Here is a 22,162-nt window from a genome sequence, read left to right as displayed (position 1 = left end):
GGGGTCCTCACTCATGCCCGCCGTGGCTGATGGTGACGCTGCCGCCGGTCTGGCCGCCAGTCTTCTCCAATTCGCTGACCGCCTTTTGCGCGGCCGCCATCGCCATCGACGTTTCTGGCTTGGGCGCTTCTGGCTGCTGCTGGTCCTGGCCGGGTGCTGGGGGCTGCGAGCTGCTGGCCTCGGGAGCGCTGGCACCTGGTGCCGGTGTCGCTTCCGTAGCTGCAGACTCGGGCACTGGTGCCGGCGCTGCAGGGGTGGGCGCGGGTGAAGGAGCCGCAGGCATGCCCGCCTGGCCGGCATCGCGGGCCGCCTTGGCGGCCGCAATGTCGCCGCTTGTGTCGATGACGCTGCTGGCCGGTGCGGCAGGCTGCGCGGGAGCTGCAGCGGCCGCTGATGGCGCTGCAGGGGTTGGCCGCGTGGCTTCAGCTTGCGCTGCTGATCCCGCGCTATCGACCGGCGCTGCTGGGGCGGCCGTGCTGCCCGTGCTTTCGCTGGTGGCTGGTGACTGGCCGCCAGGTGCGGGAGGTTGGCCGCCGGCGACGGTAGGCGCGGACACGCTGGCCGCTGCATTGGATTCGCGGATGGATGCGGTCCGGTTGTCGATGCGTTCGGCCAGGCGGCCGCCGGCAGACTCAGATCCAAGTCCCTTGATCTTCTCGCCTGCAGCTTCCGCCATGGCGCTACCGACAGCACCCGTCGCGCCGGCCGCCGTTGAGACAATGCCCGTTGCGCCTTTCTCGCGGGCTTGCGTGATGGCCGATTGACCGGCGCGGATCGCACCGGCCAGGCCATTCGCAACCGTCGAGCCGCCAGCGTACAGAGCGCCGGCCGTCGCGCCGATGGCACCGCCTGCAGCCAGGGCACCGGCCGCGCCGTCACCCGCCGACAAGGATGCGCTGCCGCTCAACAGGTCGGACGCCAAGGTGGGAACCTTCATGGTCAACATGAAGAGCAGCACAGAGCCGGCCAGCACCGTCCAAATCGGCTTCAGGTTCGTCAGCGAGAGCTGGGAAATTTCGTTGCCGAAGTCAGCGGCCAAGGTGTGACCCACGGCGACGATGAAGTAAATCGCCAGGAACCGGACGCCATAGACCAGGGGAGTCGTGAAGACCTTCATCGCCAGGTCCTTGCTCCACTTGGTGACCCCAAAAGCGAGCATCATCGGATACACGGCCATGTAGAACCACAGCTGAATCCAGGCGACCGCGAACTGTGCGGCCAACATGGCATAGCAAATGATGATGACCAGCAGCGCCGTCCCGATGAGAACGGCCGCGAACGGGTTAGCCATCGCAGCGATGCCAGCAGGCACGGGCACGCCGGCGACCGTGGCGTTATCCGCGAAGCTGTTGATCATCACGTTCACCAGGTCCACGCCCTGCCAAAACACATCGCCGGGGCTGATCGCGCTGACGTTGGCCCCGGTCTTGCCAAGCTGGATGAACCCATTGACGAAGGCCATCGGCACGGACGGGTTTTGCATCACCCACAGAACCAGGCTCATCCACATGATGCGGAAGATGATCGCCACCCCGATTTCAACGGTGTCGCCGCCCTTGATGAGCTTCCCCAAGACGGTCCACAGCAGGTCAATCGTGAAGAGGGTGAAGCACACCTTCAGCGCCGCGCTGGAAATGGCTGTACCGAACTGCTGGGCTGCAGTTTGGTACTTGTCCATGATGTTGCCCACGTCATAGCCGCCGGTATCGGCGAACGCGGGAGCGGCCAGGACCATCAAGAGGCCCGCCACCAATAGCCACAGGTTGCGATGCTTCATGGTCAATACCCCTTCATGCCGGATTCGCCGGCCTTGCGCACGGTGTGCTTGCAGTCGGTGGGGGCGCTGGCTCCGCTGGCCGGCGCGTTGCCACACTGCTTGAGCATCATTTGCAGGGCTTGGTCTTGTGCCTTCTGGCGTGCAGCGGCTTCCTCGGCCGCTTTGTCGCCGCAGCCGGCCAGGCCGGCGGCCAAAGCGACCAGGACCAGCGCGCCGACGATGTTGGTCTTACGCATGGTCAGTCTCCTGATGGGTTGGCTTGTTCGCGCGGCCGCTGGTGAAAGCGACCAGGAACACGCAGGCCACAGGCAGGCCCAGCAGGGCGGCCGCGGCGACGGTTGAAGTAATCGCCTGGCGTGCAGGCTCGAAGAGCATCGAGCCGAGCATGACCACCAGGACGGCGGCGACGAAGGACGCGGCCCGCTTCTGTGCGTTATTTAGCTTCATGGTCGATGTCCCTCTCAGTAGCCACGGAAGCCGCTTTGACCGGACCGGCGCACGGTCCCGTCGCCTTGCTTCAGCATGGTTTGCAGCGCGTCGGTCTGGTCGGCCTGTACCTGCGCCTGCATGCCCAGGTAGTTCGCTTCGGCTTGGGCCTGCGTCTGCAGCAACTGGCGCATCTTCTGCAGCTGGTCCACCGTCTGGCTGGCGATCATGTTGCCGGCCTGCACTGCCTGCAGAGCACCTTCAGAGCTGCCCGACATGCCTTGAATCTGCGCGATGGCGCTGCGCTCGCTGTCGAACTGCCTGGCGTTCAATCCGGCACCCTGCAGGGCCGAATTGAGGCCGCCCATTGCCTTCGTTATCAGGTCCTTGTACTTGGCTCCGTAGGTCGTATTTCCGGCGCTCGCGGCGAAGCCGGGGAAGGCTTGGCGAAACTGCTGGTCCACGTTGGCAGCCGCGTAGCCGATGGCCTGCGTCTGGCTCACCAGCTGCGTCAGCTGGATCAGGTCCTGCTGTGCCTGGCCCCATAGCTGCTGCGGGGCTGTGAGCAAGTTCTTCAGCTGAGACTGCATCATCTGAACTTGCTGCAGCGTCTGCTGTACCTGCTGGTACATCTGGGCCGACTGCTGAACCAGCTCGACGTTGTTCAGAATCTGCGTCACTTCCGTGGCCCCACCGTTGCCGGCCACGCTGCCCGCGTTGGCGGCGGACATGACCATGCTGCCGGCGAGCGCGGCCAAGACGGCCCGACGTGCTGTTGCGTTGCGCATTGCTATTTCTCCTTTTGGCGTCATCAATGAAATTCCTCGCCGGCTTGATGACGGCACAACCGGCGAAGACGGATCGCTGACGGCACTTACCCACAGCCCTCTTCCGGTAGAAGAAAGGTAGAAAGAAGGTAGAGGGCAAAAACGAGCTGAAAAACTCAATGCCGACAATGGGTTGCGCGCGTGCTGCGCGACGTAACCCCGAAAAGTGGCGACGTAGCCCCGATAAAGCGCGACGTAACCCCGACGAGGGCGCGACGTAACCCCGATGGCGCTCATAGCTTTGTCCACACCGCTTGGGTGCGCCCCTTGGTGCTGGACTCGATGCGGCCGCCGGCGATGATTTCGAGCCGTTCAAGCTCGCGCATCGCACGGCCCATGGCGTCCACGAAGTCACGCATGCGGCCGGTGTATTCCAGCTTTTCCTTGAGCCAGTCGAGGGCGTAACGCTGGATGCTCTCGTCCGAGGTGGCGGCCAGGCGCTGCAGCGCCTTCGCCATGTCTTGGCGTGCCCCGAAGCGCTTGCGCTTCTCCCAATCAATCAGGGCGAACTCGCGATTGCCGAACATGACTCGCCAACGAGGATCGATGCGCAGCGTGTACGCTTCGGCCTCGTCGTCGTAGTCGAAGCCTTCGATCATGTGAAGCGCGCGGTTCTTTCCGACCGACAGCTTCGGCTTGCCGTCCTTGGCGCGAACCTCGATCACCAGCATCGCGAAGGTCAGCGTCTGCATGGTCCGGTTCAGCCACTTGTATTCGTAGTTGCCGGTCTGCCTCCCGATGTCGCGCAGGAACTTGGCCCGCTTGATGACCACGGGCTCGCCCAGCGGCCTGCGGCTGGCCTCGTGCATGGCCTGCATCCAAACGTCCGCCTGGCTTTCGTCCAGTTGCTCGCCCCAGAACTTGATGACGGCATCGGCGCGGCTTACAAGAATCATGTCCTTGTGGATGCGCTTGCGGCCACGCGCGACCGGCGCGAATAGGCTGGAACGGGCGATGTGATTCGGCATGGCTCGCATGAAGTCTTCAAGGCCAGGCAGGAAGAGCTGCTGCGGTGTGATGGCCTCGCACTGTGCTTCGATGCGCGATTGCGCCTCGGCCGCGCGTGCGGCCAAGGTTGGAAATCGCGAGAACAGCGGCGAAGACATGGAAGCCGCCTCACTCGCCGCTGAGGACTTTGGCGATTTCCGCCGTGCGGAAGTAAACCCGCCGACCGAGCTTCAGCTTCGCGGCATTAATCGGCCGCGCCCACTCAGAGTCCGTTCGCAGGCTGAGGCGCAAGCCCTCTGCGGATCGGTCGAGCACTTTTGCCAGCTGATTGATGCTCAACAGCGGTCCGTATTGCTTGGTCAAAGCCTCTTCTATCTGCATAACTACGATTCCATGCGTTCGATAACGGCTTGAAGAATGCCGTTACATGGAGTAGGATGTAGCTTATTAAGTTGTCTTTTTGGTTGACATGGCGGACGCGACTTCGATCACTACATGGCCTGGATGCGATCCACAGGTTGCGGAAGCGATTGCAGCCTTTTCGCGGGCGTGGGGACCGTATTCTGCGCAGTCGCGCCGCTATTCAATTTTCCGTTTGCTGAAGGAGAAAATTGATCCTGCTTGGCAAGGACTACTTGCCCGATTCCCGATGGTGACTGGCTCCGTCTTGAAGACGGCGTGGGTTCGGTACGAGCTTTTTCGGTCTCGTGCAGGAACTAGGGTTGATAGTGACGGTAATTTGATTGAAACGTCAGATAAGGCACACTCACCGGCTCTGTCAGACGGAGAATTCCCCGATTTCAAATCACTTTCCCTGATCGGTCAGCAGTATGGTTTCAATGCCCTGGATCGTTTTATTTATTTCGTGATTCGATCCACCCCCGCATATGACGGTACGACTGCCAGTGACATCATGCTCACCGCAAGCTTGGACAGCCTGCGAAACTTAGCGCTTGCGTGCAGGGCAAAGAAGCCCAAGCGGGAATATCACGGGAAAGTGAACACATTACGCGGCGCAGAGATTTGCCGACTATGTGACCAGGCGACCGAGCTTTCAGCACATCTTGCTGGCAACGCCTGGCCCGAGGAGGATATTGATGATCAACGCTTGCGGCTCAGTTCACTGTATTGCTGCAAACACAAGCCCAAGAAAGCATTCTCGGATGCAGTGCGAGCAGACTATCTGCGCGCAAAGCGCAACCAAGGGGCCTTTGACCAAGAGTTAGAAAGGCTTGACCGCCAAAGTTGGGCTGGCACCGCTGCGGCCTATGCCAAGTCGGGAAACCCGGCGGTGGATGAATATATTCGGCTGCTGTCGGCTCATCGTAGCCTAACGTATGAGCAACAACCATCAGATCGACTTGATACATTGGAAACCCGGCTTCGGTGGGAGGCGCGCATGCTCGTGGATCGCCGCATTTCCGACCGAAAAAAAGAGATCATCGCGCTCTTATCTTCGGGCATGAATCAGTCCGAGGTAGCGCGACAACTCGGTATTGAACGACAGGCAATTTCTAAAGCCCTTCACTCCGTCCCGCAAGAATATCGGTTAGACCGTCTGAGCAACGCATCATAGCGGCGACCGCACCGGAAAATTACCAAATTGAATGCGTGTACACGCCTTGCCCGGTGCTTCCCGACATCCGACTAAACCAAACGACTGCCAATTTCCTTGCGTAGTAACGCATCAGCACTTTGTCGCCGCATACCGTCCAGCAGATCGGACATCATCGCGTCGATCTGAAAAATAAAATTGGGCGCGCAAGCAGACGCCGCTATTGCTTCACTCAAAGACAGCGCATCCTCCCGAAACGCACCAACATCGTCGCCATTCGGTGCCGTGTACACGCATTGCTTTTCCATCGCCAATCTCCTGCGCGTGCAACAACGAACGCGCGACAAGCTGTCAACCATATCGATAACTTAATAAGCTGCACCTTACTCCATGCCAAGGCATTCTTGGAGCCGTTATCGAACGCATGGAATCGTAGTTATGCAGATCGAAGAGGTTTATACCAAGACACTCATCAACCGCAAGAAGCTGCTGGCGATGATCCCGCTTTCCGAGCGCACGATTTTCAATATGGAACAGCGAGGGGAATTTCCGCACCGCATCGCACTCACCAGCCGAAATGTCGCCTGGGACTTGGCCGAGGTGGAGCAATGGATTGAGGCCCGCAAGTCTTCTGGTGCTCACGCAATGCGCCCTGGCGTCAGCCCGCTTGCACCGGCCGTTTAGCGGTCCACTCGTCAATCATGTTGGCCCAATCCTGCAGCATGGCCGTGCGCTGCTCGCGGTATTCGGCCTTGTTGTAGACCGCCCGCACGCCACGTTGCTCGTGGGCAAGGCATTTCTCAATCCAGTCCGTGTTGTAGCCAGCCTCGTGCAATAGCGTGCTGGCCGTCCGCCGCAGGTCATGCGGCCCGAACTTCATAAGTGGCTTCCCCTCCTTTTGCGCAAGCCTGTACGTCAGCGTCAGCACCTGGTTGAGCGTGGCACTGCTCATTGGCGTATCCGAGTCATACCGCGACGGCAGCACATAGTCCGATCCGCCGGCAAAGGTTTTCAGGGCAATGAATATGTCGAGCGCCTGCCGGGACAGGAAAACCAGGTGCGGGTTACGCCGTTTCATCCGCTCCTTGGGAATGGTCCACAAGGCTTCGCTGAAATTGATCTCGCTCCAAGTGGCGTTCGTCAGTTCGCTCTTGCGAACCATCGTCAGCAACAACAGCTTGGCCGCCGCCCGAATGGATGGTGTAGTGCCAATGCGCTCGATGTACTGGTACATCAGCGCGATCTCATCTGGCGTCAACGCCCGGTCGCGCGGTTCGAACTTGGCGATGGTGGTCGGCCGCACCAGCTCTGCAGGGTTCTCGACCTTCTGGCCGCGCTCGATGGCCCACCGGTAGATCTGCAGGACTACCTCACGGGAGTGGACAGCTGTGGCTGGTGCGCCGCGCTCCACGATGGCATCAGTTAACGCCCGCAGGTCTTCGTGGGTGATTTCGACCAGCTTCTGGTTGCCGAATTTCGGCTTCAGCTCGCGCTCATAGACCGCTCTACGCATGTCTCGGGTGGAGTCGGCCATCTGGTAGCCGCGCAGCCACTTCTCGGCCCATGCGCCGAAGGTCTCTGCATCCTTGACGCGGGCCTTGTCTCGCGCCTTCTCCTTCGCCGGCGACTTGCCGCTGGCGATCATCTTCTTGGCGTCTGCCAGCTGCTCGCGAGCTTCGGCAAGGGTGATCCCTCCGATGCCATAGCGGCCGAAGGTGATGGTCTCTTGCCGACCATTGATCGAGTAGTTGTAGCGAAAAGAGATCGCCCCGGCCGGAGTGACGGCCACATAGAGGCCATCACGGTCGTTCACCTTGTAGAGCTTGTCCTGCGCCTTCAGGCTGCGCAGCTTGGTATCAGTCAGCATGTTCTCGGTTCCTATTGATCGCCGATACCATGCTAGAGACAGACCCCTGTGAGGCAATCTATTTCTTATAAATCAATCACTTACGCAATTTCAATACCATGCCACCCTGCAGCCTCATGGCATGGTATCGAAACAAATCATGGCATCGATGGCACATAGTACCATTCGAAATGCCATGAAAAAAGTCTGCTTGGACATGCCAGAGGTTGCCAGCCAGTGCCGCATAAAAATACAAAAAAGCCCGCAAAATCGCGGCTTAGCTGTGTTTTAGTGCCTGTCGATGCCAGCCACTGCCAGACGCGGGATCATTCCCACTCAATCGTCGCCGGCGGCTTGCTCGACACGTCGTACGTCACCCGGTTGATCCCGCGCACTTCATTGATGATCCGCCCCGACACCTTCTTGAGCAGCGCGTACGGCAACTCGGCCCAGTCGGCGGTCATGAAATCGCTGGTCTGCACGGCGCGCAAGGCGACAACGTAGTCGTACGTGCGGCCGTCGCCCATCACGCCGACGCTCTTCACGGGCAGGAAGACGGTGAAGGCCTGGCTGGTGAGGTCGTACCAGGTCTTGCCGGTCTCGGAATCCACGTGGTTGCGCAGTTCCTCGATGAAGATCGCGTCGGCGCGGCGCAGCAGGTCGGCGTATTCCTTTTTCACCTCGCCCAGGATGCGCACGCCCAGGCCCGGGCCGGGGAAGGGGTGGCGATAGACCATCTCGTGCGGCAGGCCGAGGGCCACGCCGAGTTCACGCACTTCGTCCTTGAACAGGTCGCGCAGCGGCTCCAGCAGCTTGAGGCCCAGCTGTTCGGGCAGGCCGCCGACGTTGTGGTGGCTCTTGATGGTGACGGCCTTCTTGCTCTTGGCGCCGCCGGATTCGATCACGTCCGGGTAGATGGTGCCCTGGGCCAGGAAGGTGGCGCCCTTTTCCTTCTTCGATGCGCCCGAGGCGGTGAGTTTGGCGGCCTCGGCCTTGAAGACGTCCACGAACAGGCGGCCGATGATCTTGCGCTTCTGCTCCGGGTCGCTCACGCCGGCCAGTTCGCGCAGGAAGAGTTCGCTCGCATCCACCCGCACGACCTTGGCGTGCAGCTTGCCCACGAACATGTCCATCACCATGTCGCCTTCGTTCAGGCGCAGCAGGCCGTGGTCCACGAACACGCAGGTGAGCTGGTCGCCGATGGCCCGGTGGATGAGCGCGGCGGCCACGCTGGAATCCACGCCGCCCGAGAGGCCGAGGATGACTTCCTCATCGCCCACCTGGGCGCGGATGGATTCGACGGCTTCGGCGATGTGGTCCTTCATGACCCAGTCCGGCTGCACGCCGCAGATGCCCAGCACGAAGCGGTCGAGCAGCGCGCGGCCCTGCACGGTGTGCGTCACCTCGGGGTGGAACTGCACCGCATAGAAGCGGCGCGCCTCGTCGGCCATGCCGGCGATCGGGCAGCTGGGGGTGGAGGCCATGAGCTTGAAGCCGGGCGGCATCTCGGCGACCTTGTCGCCGTGACTCATCCAGACCTTGAGCATGCCGTGGCCTTCGGCCGTGGTGAAGTCGGCGATGTCCTTCAGCAGCGCGGTGTGCCCGTGGGCGCGCACTTCGGCATAACCGAACTCGCGCTTGTGGCCGCCCTCGACCTTGCCGCCGAGCTGCTGCGCCATGGTCTGCATGCCGTAGCAGATGCCCAGCACGGGCACGCCCAGCTCGAACACGGCCTGCGGCGCGCGGTCGGTGGTCTCCTCGTACACGCTGGCGTGGCTGCCCGAGAGGATCACGCCCTTGAGCGCGCCGTCGGCGGCGTACTCGCGCACCCAGGCGTCGCTCACGTCGCAGGGATGCACCTCGCAGTACACATGGGCTTCACGCACGCGGCGCGCGATAAGCTGGGTGACCTGGGAGCCGAAGTCGAGGATGAGGATCTTCTGGTGTTGCATGGTGGTCGGGGGAGAACGGTGGGCGGAAAGGGAAAGGGTGTGAAATCGTGAAGGATCAGAACGTGGACAGGTCGAGCAGCGCCACGCCGGTGCGCGCGGCCGCCTCGGCCTGGGCCACGTCGAACGTGGCCAGCGGCAGGCGCAGCGAGCGCGCGAGCCAGAGGTAGGCAGCGTCATAGACCGGCAGGCCGGTGTCGAGTGCGACATCGAGCACGGCCTTGTGCTGTGCTGGCGCCAGTTCGTGCAATTCCACGCGGTGGCGGATGGCTTCGAGCACGGCCCAGAGCCCTTCGACGGAGCCTGCAGGAATGCGGCCGGCATGCACGCCGCTCGCGATCAGGTTGCCGCACTCCCACTGCCAGAGATTGGGCGCCTGTGGCTCGACCTCGTCGCGGCGGATGCGGGCATAAAGACGCCGCGTGTGCTCGCTGGCCGCATCGGGCACCAGCCAGGCGGCCGTCACGGAGGCATCGAGCACGAAGGCCGTGGTCATGCAGCGGTGCTCCGTCCGCTGCGGCGCAGGGCCGGCGCCGCCGTGTCCTGGGTCGCGGCGCGGATGCTGGCATGCAGCGCATCGATCTGCCCCAGCTCGCGCGCGATCTGCTCGTCGGTGATCACCGGCCGGCGCCGCACCGGCAGCATGCGCACCACCTCTTTCCCGTGCCGGGTGATGCGCACCTCCTCGCCCTGCTCGACCGCCTCGATGAGCGCGGAAAAGCGGGTCTTGGCTTCGTAAATGCCCACGGTCTGCATGCGCAAAGGCTTCCGGAAAAAAGAAAAGTCTGGCCTGAAAAAAATTCAGACCAGACTTTACCAAACCGACCAGAACCTGGCAATCAGACCAGAATAGCCACGAGCCCAAAATTCGCCATGGCACTCAAAGCCCCCACGGCCAGAATCCAGCGCAGCCTTGCAAGGGCCGCCCGCCGCACCGGCTGCGTCCCCCTTCCCGAACGGCGCAGCCGTTCGAGAGAAGGGGGAAGGCGCAAAGCGCCTCAGGGGGATGTACTCAATCAGCTCTGTAGTTAGGCGCTTCCTTCGTGATCTGCACGTCGTGCACGTGGCTTTCACGGATGCCGGCCGTGGTGATCTCGACGAACTCCGCCTTGTTGTTCATCTCTTCGATGGTGGCGCAGCCGCAGTAGCCCATGGAAGCGCGCACGCCGCCGGCCATCTGGAACACGATCGAGACCATGGAGCCCTTGTAGGGCACGCGGCCTTCGATGCCTTCGGGCACCAGCTTGTCGGCGTTCGGATTGCCGGTGCTGGACTCCTGGAAGTAGCGGTCGGCCGAGCCCTGCTGCATGGCGCCGATGGAGCCCATGCCGCGGTAGCTCTTGTAGCTGCGGCCCTGGAACAGGATGACCTCGCCCGGCGCCTCTTCGGTGCCGGCGAACATGCCACCCATCATGACGGTGCTCGCGCCCGCGGCCAGCGCCTTGGCGATGTCGCCCGAGTAGCGGATGCCGCCGTCGGCGATCAGCGGCACGCCCGTGCCCCGGAGGGCCGTGGCCACGCTGTCGATGGCCATGATCTGCGGCACGCCCACGCCCGCCACGATGCGGGTGGTGCAGATGGAGCCGGGGCCGATGCCGACCTTGACGCCGTCCGCGCCAGCCTCGACCAGCGCGAGCGCCGCCGCGCCGGTGGCGATGTTGCCGCCGATCACGTCCACCTGCGGGTAGTTCTGCTTGACCCAGCGCACGCGGTCGATCACGCCCTTGCTGTGACCGTGGGCCGTGTCCACCACGATCGCATCGACGCCGGCCCTGACCAGTGCCTCGACACGCTCCTCGGTTCCTTCGCCCACGCCGACGGCCGCGCCCACGCGCAGGCGGCCGTTGCTGTCGCGCGCCGCGTTGGGGAAGCTGGTCTGCTTGGTGATGTCCTTGACGGTGATGAGGCCCTTGAGCTCGAACGCGTCGTTGATGACCAGCAGGCGCTCGAGCTTGTGCTTGTTGAGCAGCGCCTTGGCCTCGGAAGCGGTCGCGCCCTCCTTCACCGTGATGAGCTTCTCGCGCGGCGTCATGATGTCGCGCACCTTGACGTCGTAGCGGGTCTCGAAGCGCAGGTCGCGGCCGGTGACGATGCCGACCACCTTGCCCGCATCGCACACCGGGAAGCCCGAGATGCCGAGCTGCTCTGACAGCTGCAGCACCTGCAGCACCGTATGGTCGGGGGTGATGACGACGGGGTCGCGCACCACGCCGGATTCATAGCGCTTGACCTTGGCGACATGGGCCGCCTGCTCCTGCGCCGTGAGGTTCTTGTGCACGATGCCGATGCCGCCCTCCTGCGCGATGGCGATGGCCAGGCGCGCCTCGGTGACGGTGTCCATGGCGGCGGACACGAGGGGAAGGTTCAGGGAGATATTGCGGGAAAGTCGCGTCGCGAGGGACGTGTCCTTGGGCAGGACCTGGGAGTACGCCGGCACCAGCAACACATCGTCGAAGGTGAGCGCTTTTCCTAGAAGGCGCATGAGATTCGCTCCAAAAAAACGATTGTACCCGCCGGGCCGCGTCCCTGCCGCGCCGCGCCCTGCCGGCCCGATGGCGCGGCCGGAGGGCGGGCGCTACACTGGCCGCATGAAATTCCACCGGCTTCTCGTGCTCGCCTGTGCCTGCTCCTGGGCGCTGGGGGCTTCGGCGCAATGGCAATGGATCGACAAGGACGGGCGCAAGGTGTTCAGCGACCGCCCGCCTCCGACCGACGTGCCCGCCAGGAACATCCTGAAGCAGCCGGGGGGTGCCCCGCCTCCTCCCCGCACGCAGGCGGCCAATGCCGCTGCCGACGCGCCCGGCACACCGGCGTCCGCCGCGGGCGCGCCGCGGCTGGCGGCTTCCGACCCGGAGCTGCAGCAGCGCAAGGCGCAGGCGGACGCCGCCGAGGCCGCCCGCAAGAAGGCCGACGAGGAACGCCAGGCGAAGGCCCGTGCCGAGAACTGCCAGCGTGCGCGCCAGCAGCAGGCCATGCTGTCGTCGGGCCAGCTCGTGAGCCAGGTGAACGCCCAGGGCGAGCGGGCCTTCATGGACGACGCGACCCGCGCCGCGGAAATGCGCCGCGCGGAAGCGGCGATCGCCTCCGACTGCGCGCGCTGAAGCAGGCCGCTGCGTTCGCGGCGGCTCCGGACCCTCAGTAACCGGCCTTCGCACCGGGGCGCCGCGCTGCGAACAGCCCCGTGGCCCGCGCCCCCTGGCGCGCGAAGCGCTCGCGCCGCGCCTTCTTGGGATCGACCCGCAGCGGGCGGTACCACTCCACGCGGTCGCCGTCCTGCAGCACACGGTCCAGCGCCACGGGGCGGCCCCAGATGCCGCAGGTGGCCGATCCATCCTCGGGGCCGCCGCAGGCCGCGAGCGCATCGCGCACCGTGGCGCCGGCAGGCAATTCCATCGCTGTTTCGCGCACCTCGCGCGGCCCGGGAGACCATGCGATGGTCACCGCCACACGGCCCGCGCCGGTGGCGGCAGCGGCGCCGGCCTCAGCCATAGACCTGCTCCGCGCGCTGGATGAACGCATCCACCATGCTGCCTGCGATGCGGTCGAACACCGGGCCCACCAGGGCGGCGAGCGCGATGTTGTCGAAACCGTAGTTGAGCTGCAGTTCCACCTTGCAGGCCCGCTGGCTGCCATCGCCCACGGGATGGAATCGCCAGTCGCCGTCGAGCTGCGAGAAAGGCCCCTTCACGAGCCGCATCTGCACGCGCCGGCCGGGCTCGTGCTGGTTGCGCGTGACGAAGGACTTGCGCAGGCCGCTGAAGGCGATGCCGACCTCGGCGGTCATGCCGTGCTCGTCCTGCTCCAGCACCCGCGCGCTGTCGCACCAGGGCAGGAACTCCGGGTACTTCGCCACGTCGGTGACGAGGGCGAACATCTCTTCGGGGCTGTACCAGATCAGGACGGACTTGTTGACGTTTTTCATGGGAGGACGGGCATGGCGGGCCGCGGCGGAACGGGGCACTAGAATCCCCGGATAGCGCAAGGCCGATCGTCCGATTGTAGGGAGGGCTTTCAAACGCCTCCATGTGCCGCATCTGATTCCCCATGGCCAAGAAACCCGAGACCCTGTCCCGCATCGCCGACAACAAGAAGGCGGCCTTCAACTATTTCTTCGAGGAACGCCACGAGGCGGGCATGGTGCTGCACGGCTGGGAGGTCAAGGCCCTGCGCGAAGGCAAGGTGCAGCTCACCGACGGCTACGTGGTGATCCGCGAAGGCGAGCTCTACCTGATCGGCTGCCAGATCAATCCCCTGAAGACGGCCTCCACCCACGTGAGCCCGGACGCGGTCCGCACCAAGAAGCTGCTGCTCCACAAGGAAGAGATCAAGCGCCTTACGGCCAAGGTCGAGCAGAAGGGCTATACGCTGGTGCCGCTGAACCTGCACTGGACCAACGGCCGCGCCAAGTGCGAGATCGCACTCGCCAAGGGCAAGGCCGAGCACGACAAGCGCGACACCATCAAGGAGCGCGAGGGCAAGCGCGAGGTGGAGCGCGCAATGAAGAGCCGCCACCGCTGAGGCGGCGGAATTTTTTTCGGGCAGCGCGGAATAAATCCGTCGCGTCCGGTGTTTACTCCGTTGCGGGCCGGCATGTCGCCGGCCGTGCCTACAGGAGCAACACCGATGACCCGAATCTCCACCCTCTTGGCCGCTTCCGCCCTGGCCCTGGCACTCGCCGGCTGCGCCTCCATGTCGTCGTCCCGCATGCCCGGCGGCGTCGCCGAGAAGAACGGCGCCCTCGTGGGCCCGAACGGCATGACGCTCTACACCTTCGACCGCGACCCGTCCGGTGGCGGCAAGTCGGTCTGCAATGGTCCCTGCGCGAAGAACTGGCCGCCGCTGCTGGCCGGCAGCGACACGCCCACGGGCGAGTTCAGCGTGGTGGAGCGCGACGACGGCGCCCGCCAGCTGGCCTACAAGGGCAAGCCGCTGTACTACTGGGTGAAGGACACCCAGCCCGGCGAACGCACCGGCGACGGCGTGAACCAGGTCTGGCGCACCGCCAAGCCCTGACCGGCCTTCGACGCCGCCCGCATGGACGACATCGCTCCGCATCTGCCCGGCCTGCGGCGCTATGCGCGGGCGCTGACGGGCAATGCCTGGGCGGCGGACGACCTGGTGCAGGACACGCTCGAACGTGCCTGCCGGAAGTGGCTGCTGTGGCGTCCGGGCAGCGACCTGCGCGCCTGGCTGTTCACGCTCATGCACCGCGTGTACCTGAACCAGCTGCGCGCCGTGCCGGCCCGGCCGCCGCTCGACCTGGAGTCGGTGCAGGACCACCTGCAGGCGCCGGCCACGCGCACGGACGACGCGCTGGACCTGGACCGCTGCCTGCAGCGGCTGCCCGCCGAGCAGCGCGCGGTGCTGCTGCTGGTGACCCTAGAAGACATGGATTACGCCGCCGCCGCGAAGGTGCTGGACGTGCCGGTGGGTACGGTGATGTCGCGCCTCTCGCGCGCCCGGCAGCGGCTGCGCGAACTGATGGAACCGCAGGCCCACGCGCCCGGCGTGTGGCCAGAAACCACTGCAGCACGGACGCCCTCGCCGCCCGCAGCGCCGCGGCTGCGGCGCCTGAAATGACGATGGACCGCAGGCCATGACCACCCCGCCCACCCCCACCCCCGACGGCACCCTGCATGGCGTACCGTCCGGTGCCCCGAAAACCGGGCTGGACGACGAACGCCTGAATGCGCTGGTGGACGGCCGGCTGTCCGACGCAGAAGCGCAGCCGCTGCGCCAGCGGCTAGCGGGCGACCCGGCGACGCAGGACCGGGTGCAGGCTTGGCAAGCCCAGCGCGAACAACTGCGCGGGCTGCATGCGGATTGGGAAGTGGCGCCGGTGCCGCCACCGCTCATCCAGGCGGCACGCGACTTCCAGAACCGCCGCATGCGATCGGCACAGGCGTGGCGCATGGCCGGGCTCGCGGCATCGATCGCGTTCGCCTTCGGGCTGGGATGGACGCTGCACGGCACGGTCGGCCCCGCCAATCCGAACACAGCGACGCTGGCGCGCTCAACGCCCCCGCCCCTGGCGCCCACCCAGCGTTTCGCCCTGCAGGCCGCCGCAGCACATGCGGTCTACCAGCCCGAGCAGCGCCATCCGGTGGAAGTGGGCGCGGCCCAGCAGGAACACCTCGTGCAGTGGCTTTCCAGGCGCCTGGGGCGGCCACTGCATATTCCGGATCTGCAGCCCCAGGGCTATGAACTGGTGGGCGGGCGCCTGCTGCCGGGCGATGCCAGTCCGGGCGGCGCCAGCGGCGCACGAGCACAGTTCATGTACCAGAACGCCGCAGGGCAGCGCGTGACGCTGTACCTCGGCGCGATGCCTGCGGCGGGCGCGCCCCATGGCGAAGCGGGCCGCACGCCTGCAGCGGAAACCGCGTTCCGCTATGAAGGCGGCGGGCCCGTGCCCAGCTTCTACTGGGTGGAGGACGGTTTCGGCTACGCCTTGAGCGGCCCGCTGCCCCGCGAGGCGCTGCTGGCCATCGCGACGGCCATCCATCCGCAGCTGTGATTCACCGCAAGCCGGCCAGCGGATGGGAATGCGCGGGCCAGGGGCTGTCGAAGAACGGCTGCCACATCGCGGGCGTGACGTCCTCGATGCGTGCCGGGTTCCAGCGCGGGGCATGGTCCTTGTCCACCGCGAGCGCGCGGATGCCTTCCACCGTCTCGCTCTGGCCGGGCCGCAGGTAGAAGCAGTGCCGCACCATGTCGCGCTCCATGCGCAGGTCGGCAGCCAAATCCATCTCCCGCGCACGCCGGATCTGCTCCAGCACCACGTGCAGCATCAGCGGCGAGCGCTTGCGCAGCGTGGCCGCCGTGGTGCGCGCCCAGTCGCTGCCGTCGGCCTCCAGCGCTGCGACAATGGCCGGCACGCTCTCCTGGCCGAAGGCCGCTTCGATGCGCGCGCGGTCGGCCGCGGCGGCGGGCTCGGCAGGAGCGAAATGTGTGGCCACCCAGCGTTCGATGGCCGCGCCATCCTCGAAGCCCTGCGTGGCCAGGCTCTCCCACACACCGTGCTGGGCCTCGGCGGGCATGCAGCCATCGGCCAGGCCCAGCGCGACCGCATCGCCCGCGCCGATGGTGTCACCCGTCAGCGCCAGCCATTCGCCCGTGCGGCCGGGGCAGCGCGACAGGAAGTAGCCGCCGCCCACGTCCGGGAACAGGCCGATGGCCGTCTCGGGCATCGCCATCTTCGTGCGCTCCGTGACGATGCGCAGGCTGCCGCCCTGGCTGATGCCCATGCCACCGCCCATGACGATGCCGTCCATGAAGGCGATGTAAGGCTTGCCGAAGGTGTGGATCAGGTGGTTGAGCGCGTATTCCTCGGTAAAGAAGTCTTCCAGCTGCGGGTTGCCGGTGCTGCCGGCCTGGTGCAGGAAGCGGATGTCCCCGCCCGCGCAGAACGCACCGAAGGCGCCCTCCTTGTTCGTGCCGCGGATCGCCACGGCGAGCACGGCCGGGTCCGACTGCCAGCGCAGCAGCGCCTCCATGAGGTCGCGCACCATGCCCAGCGACAGGGCATTGAGCGCGCGCGGGCGGTTCAGCGTGATGAAGCCCACCTGTCCTCGCACCTCGGCCAGCACGTCGCGTTGCGTTGCATCCATTCGATCGTCTCCTTGGAATCCTGTGTTGGAACGTGCCGGAAATTGTGCCGCAGGCCAAGCGGTGTGCCCGGTCTCCTACAGGACCTGGCCGAAGCGCTGCCTAGAATGCCCCGGCATGCCCCACCCCGCCGCAGCAGCGCGGCCCCCCTCTTCCTCTTGCGAAACGCCGCCCCGCATGCTGCCTTCTGAGGGCGGCTCCGCGGCATTGCAGGCGGCGCTGCACGCCCGCCCACACGGAGCCTGGCCATGGAATGGCTGAGCGATCCTTCGGCCTGGGCCGGCCTGGCGACGCTGGTGGTGCTCGAGATCGTCCTCGGCATCGACAACCTCGTCTTCATCGCCATCCTGGCCGACAAGTTGCCGCCGGAGCAGCGCGACCGCGCCCGTCTGGTCGGCCTGTCCCTCGCACTGGTGCTGCGGCTGTGCCTGCTGGCCGCCATCGCGCACCTGGTGCGCCTCACCACGCCGGTCCTGGAATGGGGCTGGCTGTCGCTGTCGTGGCGGGACATCATCCTGCTGGCCGGAGGCATCTTCCTGCTGTGGAAGGCCACGACCGAACTCCATGAGCGCCTGGAAGGCGTGGACGCGACCGGGCCCGAGCGCCGCGAGCATGCGGCTTTCGGGGTCGTGCTGGTGCAGATCGTGGCGCTGGACGCGGTGTTCTCGCTCGACTCCATCATCACCGCCGTGGGCATGGTGCAGCACCTGCCGGTGATGATGGCCGCCGTGGTCATCGCCATGGGCGTGATGATGGTGGCGTCGCGCGCGCTCACCGCCTTCGTCAACCGCCATCCCACGGTGGTGGTGCTGTGCCTGAGCTTCCTGCTCATGATCGGGTTCAGCCTGGTGTCCGAAGGCATGGGCTTCCACCTGCCCAAGGGCTACCTCTACGCGGCGATAGGCTTCTCCATCCTCATCGAGTTTTTCAACCAGTGGCGGCTGCGCAATATCGCGCGCCATGCCGCACGGCTGCCGCTGCGCGAGCGCACGGCGCGGACGGTGCTGCGGCTGCTGGGCGGGCAGGATGCGGGCGCATCCGGAGGGGGTCCGGCCGCCGCCGGCGCGGAATCGGCGCTGAGGGGCGGCTTTCGCCAGGAAGAGCGCAGCATGGTGCGGGGTGTGCTTTCGCTGGCCGAGCGCTCCGTGCTCTCCATCATGACCCCGCGCGCGGATGTGGACTGGATCGACATCAGCCAGGACAAGCCGTCGCTGTACCGCCAGCTGCAGGCGCAGCCGCACGGGCTGTTTCCGGTCTGCGACCGGGGCGGGCTGGACGCGGTGCTCGGCGTGGGCCGCGCCAAGGACCTCATGGCCGACCTCGTCGAGCGCGGCACCATCGACCGCCAGCGCAGCCTGCAGCCGCCGCTGGTGGTGCCGGAAACGGTCAGCATCCTGCGCCTCATGGAAAACCTGCGCCGCACGCGCAACCACCTGGCGCTGGTGAGCGATGAGTACGGTACGATCCTCGGCCTCGTCACGCCGATGGACGTGCTGGAGGCCATCGCGGGCGAGTTCCCGGATGCAGGGGAAGACCTGCTGGTGCAGCCCGTGGGACCGGACCACTGGCTGGCGGACGGCCTGGTGGATCTGCACACGCTCGCGCGTGCGGTGCGGGTGGAACGGCTCGCGCACAGCGCGCACGATGCCAGCACGCTGGCAGGCCTGCTGCTGGAGACGTTCGGGGAACTGCCTGCGCCCGGCCGCGCCATGGTGCTGCACGGCCTGCGCTTCGAAGTGGTGGCCGTGCAGGGCCGGCGCATCGCTCGCGTGGACGTGTGCCGCGACGACAGTGCCGGTCCGGCCGCTGCCGGCGCGGCATCGCCGTCCGCAGGCACCTGAAGCCCCGCAATCGCAGCAGGCCCCCTCCCGCGCCCTGCCAGCGCATTGCAGCGGTGGCACTGCACTCCCACAACGGCCCCGGAAACGAAAAACGCGCCCCAGCGGGCGCGTCGTTTCATGCGTGGCGGGAAGCCCCGACCGGGGCCCCGGTCACATGCCGCGGCTGGCGCGCTTGCGCTCGTTTTCCGTCAGGTGGCGCTTGCGCAGCCGCACGCTCTTGGGGGTGATTTCGACCAACTCGTCGTCCTCGATGAATTCCACGCCGTATTCCAGCGTCAGGTCGATCGGGGGCGTGATCTTGATCGCGTCTTCCTTGCCGGAGACGCGGAAGTTGGTCAGCTGCTTGGTGCGCGTGGCGTTCACGACGAGGTCGTTGTCGCGGCTGTGGATGCCGACGATCATGCCTTCGTACACCGGGTCGTTCGCCTTCACGAACATGCGGCCGCGGTCGTCGAGCTTGCCCAGGGCGTAGGTGAAGATTTCACCGTCGTCCATCGAGATCAGCACGCCGTTCTTGCGGCCACCGATGTCGCCCTTGTGCGGCTCGTAGCTGTCGAAGATGTTGGAGATCAGGCCCGAGCCGCGCGTCAGGTTCAAGAACTCGTTGGTGAAGCCGATCAGGCCCCGTGCCGGAATGCGGTATTCCAGGCGCACGCGGCCGCGGCCGTCGGATTCCATGTTGACCAGCTCGCCCTTGCGCTCGCCCAGCGCCTGCATCACACCGCCCTGGTGGCCTTCCTCGATGTCGGCCGTGACCAGTTCGATCGGCTCGTGCTTCACGCCGTCGATGTCCTTGAACACCACGCGCGGCTTGGAGACGGCCAGCTCGTAGCCTTCGCGGCGCATGTTCTCCAGCAGGATGGTCAGGTGCAGTTCGCCCCGGCCCATCACTTCGAAGATGCCTTCCTCGTCGGTTTCCTTCACGCGCAAGGCCACGTTGTGCTGCAGTTCCTTCTGCAGGCGGTCCCAGAGCTGGCGGCTGGTCACGAACTTGCCTTCACGGCCTGCCAGCGGCGAGGTGTTCACGCAGAAGTTCATGGTCAGCGTGGGCTCGTCCACCTTCAGCATGGGCAGCGGCGCGGGGTTGGCCGGGTCGGTCACGGTCACGCCGATGCCGATGTCCTCGATGCCGTTGATGAGCACGATGTCGCCGGGGCCGGCCAGCGGGGTCTGCATGCGGTCCAGGCCCTGGAAGGTCAGCACCTGGTTCACACGGCCCTTGACGCTCTTGCCGTCCGGACCTTCCATGACCAGCACGTCCTGGCCGGGCTTGAGCGTGCCCTGGCTGATGCGGCCCACGCCGATGCGGCCCACGAAGGTGGAGAAGTCCAGCGCCGAGATCTGCAGCTGCAGCGGCGCTTCCGGGTCACCCGAGTTCGGGGGCACGTGCTTCAGGATGGTGTTGAACAGGGCCGACATGTCGGGGCCCCACTGTTCGCCCGGCGCGCCTTCTTCCAGCGACGACCAGCCATTGATGCCCGAGGCGTACACGACGGGGAAATCGAGCTGCTCGTCGGTCGCGCCCAGCTTGTCGAACAGGTCGAACGCGGCGTTCACGACCTTGTCGGGGTTGGCGCCCGGCTTGTCCACCTTGTTCACCACCAGGATCGGGCGCAGGCCGAGGGCCAGGGCCTTCTTGGTCACGAAGCGCGTCTGGGGCATGGGGCCTTCCTGCGCGTCGATCAGCAGCACCACGCTGTCCACCATCGACAGGGCGCGTTCCACTTCGCCGCCGAAGTCCGCGTGGCCCGGGGTGTCGACGATGTTGATGTGCGTGCCTTCCCAGCTCACGGCGCAGTTCTTGGCCAGGATGGTGATGCCGCGTTCCTTTTCGATCGCGTTGTTGTCCATCACGGTATCGACGACCTTTTCGTGGTCGGCGAAGGTACCGGACTGGCGCAGCAGCTGGTCCACCATGGTGGTCTTGCCGTGGTCGACGTGCGCGATGATGGCGATGTTGCGGATTTGTTTGCTCATAGAGTGGGTTCCAATGTGCCGCGCTCTGCCCGCGGCGTGCTTTCCAGAATCTGTGCGATCTCCCGGGGGCTCAGGAGGCGCTCGGGGATGAGTTCACCGGCCGCCACGCGGCCGACGCCCAGCAGGGCGCGGGGTTCGTCACCGAACACCGCCGCGGCGGGCGCATCGGGCCAGGGCCCGCGGCGGCGCACGCCGGAGAGGAATCGCGCCGTATTGTCGCGGTCCAGCGTGACAGCCGCATGCCCGGCGAGCAGCGTTTCCACCGGCTGCACGCAGGCCATCCGCCCGGCCTCGTCCAGCGCTTCGAGCGCTTCGAGGGTGATGCAGCGCTCCACGCCCAGCCCGCCGGTATCGATGCGGCGCAGGAAGACGAGGTGCGCACCGCAGCCCAGCGCGGCACCGACGTCCTCGCCCAGCGTGCGGATATAGGTACCCTTGCTGCAGGTCACGACCATGCGCACGGCGGGCTCGCCGCCCTGGTCTTCGGCCAGCGACAGCTCCAGCGCATGGATCACCACGTCGCGCGCCTCGCGCTCGACGGCGATGCCCGCGCGGGCGTATTCGTAGAGCGCCTTGCCATCCTTCTTGAGGGCGCTGTGCATCGGCGGCACCTGGCGGATGGGGCCGGTGAACTGCCGCTGCACCTCGGCCAAGCGCGCGGCAGCGAGTCGAGAGGCATCCACGTCGCGGCGCTCCACCACCTCGCCCTCGGCATCGCCGGTGGTGGTCGTCACGCCCAGCCGGGCCACGGCCTCGTAGGTCTTGGGCGCGTCGAGCTGCAGCTGGCTGAATTTGGTGGCCGCGCCGAAGCACAACGGCAATACGCCGCTGGCGAGCGGGTCGAGCGTGCCCGTGTGGCCGGCCTTTTCAGCGCGCAGCAGCCACTTGGCCTTCTGCAACGCGTCGTTGCTGGAAAGGCCCAGGGGCTTGTCGAGCAGCAGCACTCCGTGCACCGGGCGCCGCTGCACCCGGATGCGGGGAGCGCGTGCGGTCATGCTTCGTCGTCGTCTTTGGAACGGGAAGCCACGGCGCGCGCGATGAGCGCATTCATGTCCGAAGCGCGCTCGGTGGTGCGGTCGAACATGAAGTGCAGCGTGGGCACGGTGTGGATGTGCAGGCGCTTGAACAGGCCGTTGCGCAGGAAGCCCGCAGCCTGGTTCAGCGCTTCCTGCGTCGCGTCGGCGTCGCCCACGAGCACGCTGAAGAACACCTTCGCGTGCGCGTAGTCGGGCGTCACTTCCACGGCCTGCAGCGTGACCATGCCGATGCGCGGGTCCTTCAACTCGCGGATCAGCTCGGTCAGATCGCGCTGGATCTGGTCCGCGACCTTGAAGCCGCGGTTGGGCGTGGATGATTTTTTAGCAGCCATGTCGTTACCCCTGTCGCGTCGCGCACTGCTCGCGGCTTTCGC

General features: G+C 65.8%; 27 protein-coding genes. 9 read left to right on the top strand and 18 right to left on the bottom strand.

The features are described 5' to 3' along the window. Window positions 1–7 precede the first annotated feature (7 nt). The 4 genes from BLR05_RS22245 to trbJ are packed head-to-tail and all read right to left on the bottom strand — an operon-like array spanning window position 8 to window position 2,934. Window positions 8–1,777, bottom strand: a complete 1,770-nt coding sequence (locus BLR05_RS22245; RefSeq protein WP_092839080.1) for a type IV secretion system protein — start codon at window positions 1,775–1,777, stop codon at window positions 8–10. A gap of 2 nt (window positions 1,778–1,779) precedes the next feature. Further along, complete coding sequence (locus tag BLR05_RS22240) at window positions 1,780–2,013, bottom strand: hypothetical protein (protein ID WP_092839077.1); 234 nt, start codon at window positions 2,011–2,013, stop codon at window positions 1,780–1,782. Further along, the gene (locus BLR05_RS22235) at window positions 2,006–2,224 is read right to left on the bottom strand and encodes a hypothetical protein (RefSeq protein WP_092839074.1); all 219 of its coding nucleotides are present in this window, start codon (window positions 2,222–2,224) and stop codon (window positions 2,006–2,008) included. The genes BLR05_RS22240 and BLR05_RS22235 overlap by 8 nt, the downstream gene beginning before the upstream one ends. Before the next feature lie 14 nt (window positions 2,225–2,238). Further along, on the bottom strand, window positions 2,239–2,934 hold the full coding sequence (gene trbJ / locus BLR05_RS22230) for a P-type conjugative transfer protein TrbJ (RefSeq protein ID WP_167361325.1): 696 nt from the start codon (window positions 2,932–2,934) through the stop codon (window positions 2,239–2,241). Here trbJ and BLR05_RS26675 point away from each other — a divergent pair. Next, window positions 2,933–3,112 carry a hypothetical protein gene (locus BLR05_RS26675; RefSeq protein WP_167361324.1) on the top strand — a complete coding sequence of 60 codons (180 nt, stop codon included), beginning with the start codon at window positions 2,933–2,935 and terminating at the stop codon, window positions 3,110–3,112. The two genes, trbJ and BLR05_RS26675, sit on opposite strands and share 2 nt — an antisense overlap. A 151-nt stretch (window positions 3,113–3,263) precedes the next feature. Here BLR05_RS26675 and trfA read toward each other — a convergent pair whose 3' ends face one another. Both trfA and BLR05_RS22220 read right to left on the bottom strand, forming a co-directional pair. Then, on the bottom strand, window positions 3,264–4,136 hold the full coding sequence (gene trfA, locus BLR05_RS22225; protein WP_092839068.1) for a plasmid replication initiator TrfA: 873 nt from the start codon (window positions 4,134–4,136) through the stop codon (window positions 3,264–3,266). A gap of 10 nt (window positions 4,137–4,146) precedes the next feature. Further along, window positions 4,147–4,359, bottom strand: coding sequence for a plasmid-related protein (locus BLR05_RS22220; RefSeq protein WP_092839065.1), 213 nt, complete (start codon window positions 4,357–4,359; stop codon window positions 4,147–4,149). An 88-nt stretch (window positions 4,360–4,447) separates the two neighbouring features. Between BLR05_RS22220 and BLR05_RS26135 the strand changes: the two genes are divergently transcribed. Continuing rightward, window positions 4,448–5,554 carry a helix-turn-helix domain-containing protein gene (locus BLR05_RS26135; protein ID WP_143015975.1) on the top strand — a complete coding sequence of 369 codons (1,107 nt, stop codon included), beginning with the start codon at window positions 4,448–4,450 and terminating at the stop codon, window positions 5,552–5,554. 71 nt (window positions 5,555–5,625) lie between these two features. Here the strand turns inward: BLR05_RS26135 and BLR05_RS26130 are convergent, their stop codons facing one another. Further along, the gene (locus BLR05_RS26130; protein WP_143015974.1) at window positions 5,626–5,841 is read right to left on the bottom strand and encodes a hypothetical protein; all 216 of its coding nucleotides are present in this window, start codon (window positions 5,839–5,841) and stop codon (window positions 5,626–5,628) included. 130 nt (window positions 5,842–5,971) lie between these two features. Here BLR05_RS26130 and BLR05_RS22215 point away from each other — a divergent pair, with 130 nt between their 5' ends. Next, window positions 5,972–6,217: a helix-turn-helix transcriptional regulator gene (locus BLR05_RS22215; RefSeq protein ID WP_377778539.1), complete on the top strand. Its 246-nt coding sequence runs from the start codon at window positions 5,972–5,974 to the stop codon at window positions 6,215–6,217. On the opposite strand, the gene BLR05_RS22210 is transcribed toward BLR05_RS22215, so the two are convergent. From BLR05_RS22210 to guaB, 5 genes are all read right to left on the bottom strand, one after another. Continuing rightward, window positions 6,192–7,400 (bottom strand): tyrosine-type recombinase/integrase, encoded by a 1,209-nt coding sequence (locus BLR05_RS22210; protein ID WP_092839062.1) that lies wholly within the window; start codon window positions 7,398–7,400, stop codon window positions 6,192–6,194. The genes BLR05_RS22215 and BLR05_RS22210 overlap by 26 nt on opposite strands. A gap of 305 nt (window positions 7,401–7,705) precedes the next feature. Beyond that, complete coding sequence (gene guaA / locus BLR05_RS22205) at window positions 7,706–9,331, bottom strand: glutamine-hydrolyzing GMP synthase (protein WP_092839059.1); 1,626 nt, start codon at window positions 9,329–9,331, stop codon at window positions 7,706–7,708. Between the two features lie 55 nt (window positions 9,332–9,386). Continuing rightward, on the bottom strand, window positions 9,387–9,824 hold the full coding sequence (locus BLR05_RS22200; RefSeq protein ID WP_092839056.1) for a type II toxin-antitoxin system VapC family toxin: 438 nt from the start codon (window positions 9,822–9,824) through the stop codon (window positions 9,387–9,389). Then, a complete protein-coding gene (locus BLR05_RS22195) occupies window positions 9,821–10,084 on the bottom strand; it encodes a type II toxin-antitoxin system Phd/YefM family antitoxin (RefSeq protein WP_013594304.1) in 264 nt (87 codons plus the stop codon). Before BLR05_RS22195 ends, BLR05_RS22200 begins: the two co-directional genes overlap by 4 nt. Before the next feature lie 256 nt (window positions 10,085–10,340). Beyond that, complete coding sequence (gene guaB / locus BLR05_RS22190) at window positions 10,341–11,810, bottom strand: IMP dehydrogenase (RefSeq protein WP_092839053.1); 1,470 nt, start codon at window positions 11,808–11,810, stop codon at window positions 10,341–10,343. A gap of 106 nt (window positions 11,811–11,916) precedes the next feature. On the opposite strand from guaB, the gene BLR05_RS22185 reads away from it, so the two are divergent. Beyond that, the gene (locus BLR05_RS22185; RefSeq protein ID WP_092839122.1) at window positions 11,917–12,429 is read left to right on the top strand and encodes a DUF4124 domain-containing protein; all 513 of its coding nucleotides are present in this window, start codon (window positions 11,917–11,919) and stop codon (window positions 12,427–12,429) included. 34 nt (window positions 12,430–12,463) lie between these two features. Here BLR05_RS22185 and BLR05_RS22180 read toward each other — a convergent pair whose 3' ends face one another. Beyond that, the gene (locus BLR05_RS22180) at window positions 12,464–12,817 is read right to left on the bottom strand and encodes an RnfH family protein (protein WP_092839050.1); all 354 of its coding nucleotides are present in this window, start codon (window positions 12,815–12,817) and stop codon (window positions 12,464–12,466) included. After that, window positions 12,810–13,250, bottom strand: coding sequence for a type II toxin-antitoxin system RatA family toxin (locus BLR05_RS22175; RefSeq protein WP_026431883.1), 441 nt, complete (start codon window positions 13,248–13,250; stop codon window positions 12,810–12,812). Before BLR05_RS22175 ends, BLR05_RS22180 begins: the two co-directional genes overlap by 8 nt. Window positions 13,251–13,372: 122 nt before the next feature. Here BLR05_RS22175 and smpB point away from each other — a divergent pair, with 122 nt between their 5' ends. From smpB to BLR05_RS22155, 4 genes are all read left to right on the top strand, one after another. Then, window positions 13,373–13,846 carry an SsrA-binding protein SmpB gene (gene smpB, locus BLR05_RS22170; protein WP_092839048.1) on the top strand — a complete coding sequence of 158 codons (474 nt, stop codon included), beginning with the start codon at window positions 13,373–13,375 and terminating at the stop codon, window positions 13,844–13,846. Between the two features lie 105 nt (window positions 13,847–13,951). After that, on the top strand, window positions 13,952–14,341 hold the full coding sequence (locus BLR05_RS22165; RefSeq protein WP_092839045.1) for a COG4315 family predicted lipoprotein: 390 nt from the start codon (window positions 13,952–13,954) through the stop codon (window positions 14,339–14,341). Between the two features lie 21 nt (window positions 14,342–14,362). Continuing rightward, window positions 14,363–14,908: an RNA polymerase sigma factor gene (locus BLR05_RS22160; RefSeq protein WP_092839042.1), complete on the top strand. Its 546-nt coding sequence runs from the start codon at window positions 14,363–14,365 to the stop codon at window positions 14,906–14,908. A 16-nt stretch (window positions 14,909–14,924) separates the two neighbouring features. After that, window positions 14,925–15,842, top strand: coding sequence for an anti-sigma factor family protein (locus tag BLR05_RS22155; RefSeq protein WP_192883898.1), 918 nt, complete (start codon window positions 14,925–14,927; stop codon window positions 15,840–15,842). Between the two features lies 1 nt (window position 15,843). On the opposite strand, the gene BLR05_RS22150 is transcribed toward BLR05_RS22155, so the two are convergent. Next, the gene (locus tag BLR05_RS22150; protein WP_092839039.1) at window positions 15,844–16,935 is read right to left on the bottom strand and encodes an enoyl-CoA hydratase/isomerase family protein; all 1,092 of its coding nucleotides are present in this window, start codon (window positions 16,933–16,935) and stop codon (window positions 15,844–15,846) included. Window positions 16,936–17,181: 246 nt separating this feature from the next. Between BLR05_RS22150 and BLR05_RS22145 the strand changes: the two genes are divergently transcribed. Continuing rightward, window positions 17,182–18,774, top strand: a complete 1,593-nt coding sequence (locus BLR05_RS22145) for a TerC family protein (protein ID WP_092839036.1) — start codon at window positions 17,182–17,184, stop codon at window positions 18,772–18,774. Between the two features lie 150 nt (window positions 18,775–18,924). On the opposite strand, the gene typA is transcribed toward BLR05_RS22145, so the two are convergent. From typA to rbfA, 3 genes are read right to left on the bottom strand one after another with little or no spacing between them, the layout of a single operon-like run. Next, the gene (typA, locus tag BLR05_RS22140; RefSeq protein WP_092839033.1) at window positions 18,925–20,751 is read right to left on the bottom strand and encodes a translational GTPase TypA; all 1,827 of its coding nucleotides are present in this window, start codon (window positions 20,749–20,751) and stop codon (window positions 18,925–18,927) included. Continuing rightward, window positions 20,748–21,746, bottom strand: coding sequence for a tRNA pseudouridine(55) synthase TruB (truB, locus tag BLR05_RS22135; protein WP_092839030.1), 999 nt, complete (start codon window positions 21,744–21,746; stop codon window positions 20,748–20,750). Before truB ends, typA begins: the two co-directional genes overlap by 4 nt. Continuing rightward, on the bottom strand, window positions 21,743–22,120 hold the full coding sequence (rbfA, locus tag BLR05_RS22130) for a 30S ribosome-binding factor RbfA (protein ID WP_092839027.1): 378 nt from the start codon (window positions 22,118–22,120) through the stop codon (window positions 21,743–21,745). The genes truB and rbfA overlap by 4 nt, the downstream gene beginning before the upstream one ends. Window positions 22,121–22,162 lie beyond the last annotated feature (42 nt).

This window comes from Paracidovorax cattleyae, assembly GCF_900104515.1.
Lineage (GTDB): Bacteria > Pseudomonadota > Gammaproteobacteria > Burkholderiales > Burkholderiaceae_C > Paracidovorax > Paracidovorax cattleyae.
Note: the sequence above shows the minus strand (reverse complement) of the source record. Positions and strands in the feature narration are given on the sequence as shown.

What these genes read in the sequence shown, in the direction of transcription:
- BLR05_RS22245 (WP_092839080.1), bottom strand. Translation starts at nt 1,777, where the DNA reads ATGAAGCATCGCAACCTGTGGCTATTGGTGGCGGGCCTCTTGATGGTC.
- BLR05_RS22240 (WP_092839077.1), bottom strand. Translation starts at nt 2,013, where the DNA reads ATGCGTAAGACCAACATCGTCGGCGCGCTGGTCCTGGTCGCTTTGGCC.
- BLR05_RS22235 (WP_092839074.1), bottom strand. Translation starts at nt 2,224, where the DNA reads ATGAAGCTAAATAACGCACAGAAGCGGGCCGCGTCCTTCGTCGCCGCC.
- BLR05_RS26675 (WP_167361324.1), top strand. Translation starts at nt 2,933, where the DNA reads ATGACCATGCTGCCGGCGAGCGCGGCCAAGACGGCCCGACGTGCTGTT.
- trbJ (WP_167361325.1), bottom strand. Translation starts at nt 2,934, where the DNA reads ATGTCCGCCGCCAACGCGGGCAGCGTGGCCGGCAACGGTGGGGCCACG.
- trfA (WP_092839068.1), bottom strand. Translation starts at nt 4,136, where the DNA reads ATGTCTTCGCCGCTGTTCTCGCGATTTCCAACCTTGGCCGCACGCGCG.
- BLR05_RS22220 (WP_092839065.1), bottom strand. Translation starts at nt 4,359, where the DNA reads ATGCAGATAGAAGAGGCTTTGACCAAGCAATACGGACCGCTGTTGAGC.
- BLR05_RS26135 (WP_143015975.1), top strand. Translation starts at nt 4,448, where the DNA reads ATGGCGGACGCGACTTCGATCACTACATGGCCTGGATGCGATCCACAG.
- BLR05_RS26130 (WP_143015974.1), bottom strand. Translation starts at nt 5,841, where the DNA reads ATGGAAAAGCAATGCGTGTACACGGCACCGAATGGCGACGATGTTGGT.
- BLR05_RS22215 (WP_377778539.1), top strand. Translation starts at nt 5,972, where the DNA reads ATGCAGATCGAAGAGGTTTATACCAAGACACTCATCAACCGCAAGAAG.
- BLR05_RS22210 (WP_092839062.1), bottom strand. Translation starts at nt 7,400, where the DNA reads ATGCTGACTGATACCAAGCTGCGCAGCCTGAAGGCGCAGGACAAGCTC.
- guaA (WP_092839059.1), bottom strand. Translation starts at nt 9,331, where the DNA reads ATGCAACACCAGAAGATCCTCATCCTCGACTTCGGCTCCCAGGTCACC.
- BLR05_RS22200 (WP_092839056.1), bottom strand. Translation starts at nt 9,824, where the DNA reads ATGACCACGGCCTTCGTGCTCGATGCCTCCGTGACGGCCGCCTGGCTG.
- BLR05_RS22195 (WP_013594304.1), bottom strand. Translation starts at nt 10,084, where the DNA reads ATGCAGACCGTGGGCATTTACGAAGCCAAGACCCGCTTTTCCGCGCTC.
- guaB (WP_092839053.1), bottom strand. Translation starts at nt 11,810, where the DNA reads ATGCGCCTTCTAGGAAAAGCGCTCACCTTCGACGATGTGTTGCTGGTG.
- BLR05_RS22185 (WP_092839122.1), top strand. Translation starts at nt 11,917, where the DNA reads ATGAAATTCCACCGGCTTCTCGTGCTCGCCTGTGCCTGCTCCTGGGCG.
- BLR05_RS22180 (WP_092839050.1), bottom strand. Translation starts at nt 12,817, where the DNA reads ATGGCTGAGGCCGGCGCCGCTGCCGCCACCGGCGCGGGCCGTGTGGCG.
- BLR05_RS22175 (WP_026431883.1), bottom strand. Translation starts at nt 13,250, where the DNA reads ATGAAAAACGTCAACAAGTCCGTCCTGATCTGGTACAGCCCCGAAGAG.
- smpB (WP_092839048.1), top strand. Translation starts at nt 13,373, where the DNA reads ATGGCCAAGAAACCCGAGACCCTGTCCCGCATCGCCGACAACAAGAAG.
- BLR05_RS22165 (WP_092839045.1), top strand. Translation starts at nt 13,952, where the DNA reads ATGACCCGAATCTCCACCCTCTTGGCCGCTTCCGCCCTGGCCCTGGCA.
- BLR05_RS22160 (WP_092839042.1), top strand. Translation starts at nt 14,363, where the DNA reads ATGGACGACATCGCTCCGCATCTGCCCGGCCTGCGGCGCTATGCGCGG.
- BLR05_RS22155 (WP_192883898.1), top strand. Translation starts at nt 14,925, where the DNA reads ATGACCACCCCGCCCACCCCCACCCCCGACGGCACCCTGCATGGCGTA.
- BLR05_RS22150 (WP_092839039.1), bottom strand. Translation starts at nt 16,935, where the DNA reads ATGGATGCAACGCAACGCGACGTGCTGGCCGAGGTGCGAGGACAGGTG.
- BLR05_RS22145 (WP_092839036.1), top strand. Translation starts at nt 17,182, where the DNA reads ATGGAATGGCTGAGCGATCCTTCGGCCTGGGCCGGCCTGGCGACGCTG.
- typA (WP_092839033.1), bottom strand. Translation starts at nt 20,751, where the DNA reads ATGAGCAAACAAATCCGCAACATCGCCATCATCGCGCACGTCGACCAC.
- truB (WP_092839030.1), bottom strand. Translation starts at nt 21,746, where the DNA reads ATGACCGCACGCGCTCCCCGCATCCGGGTGCAGCGGCGCCCGGTGCAC.
- rbfA (WP_092839027.1), bottom strand. Translation starts at nt 22,120, where the DNA reads ATGGCTGCTAAAAAATCATCCACGCCCAACCGCGGCTTCAAGGTCGCG.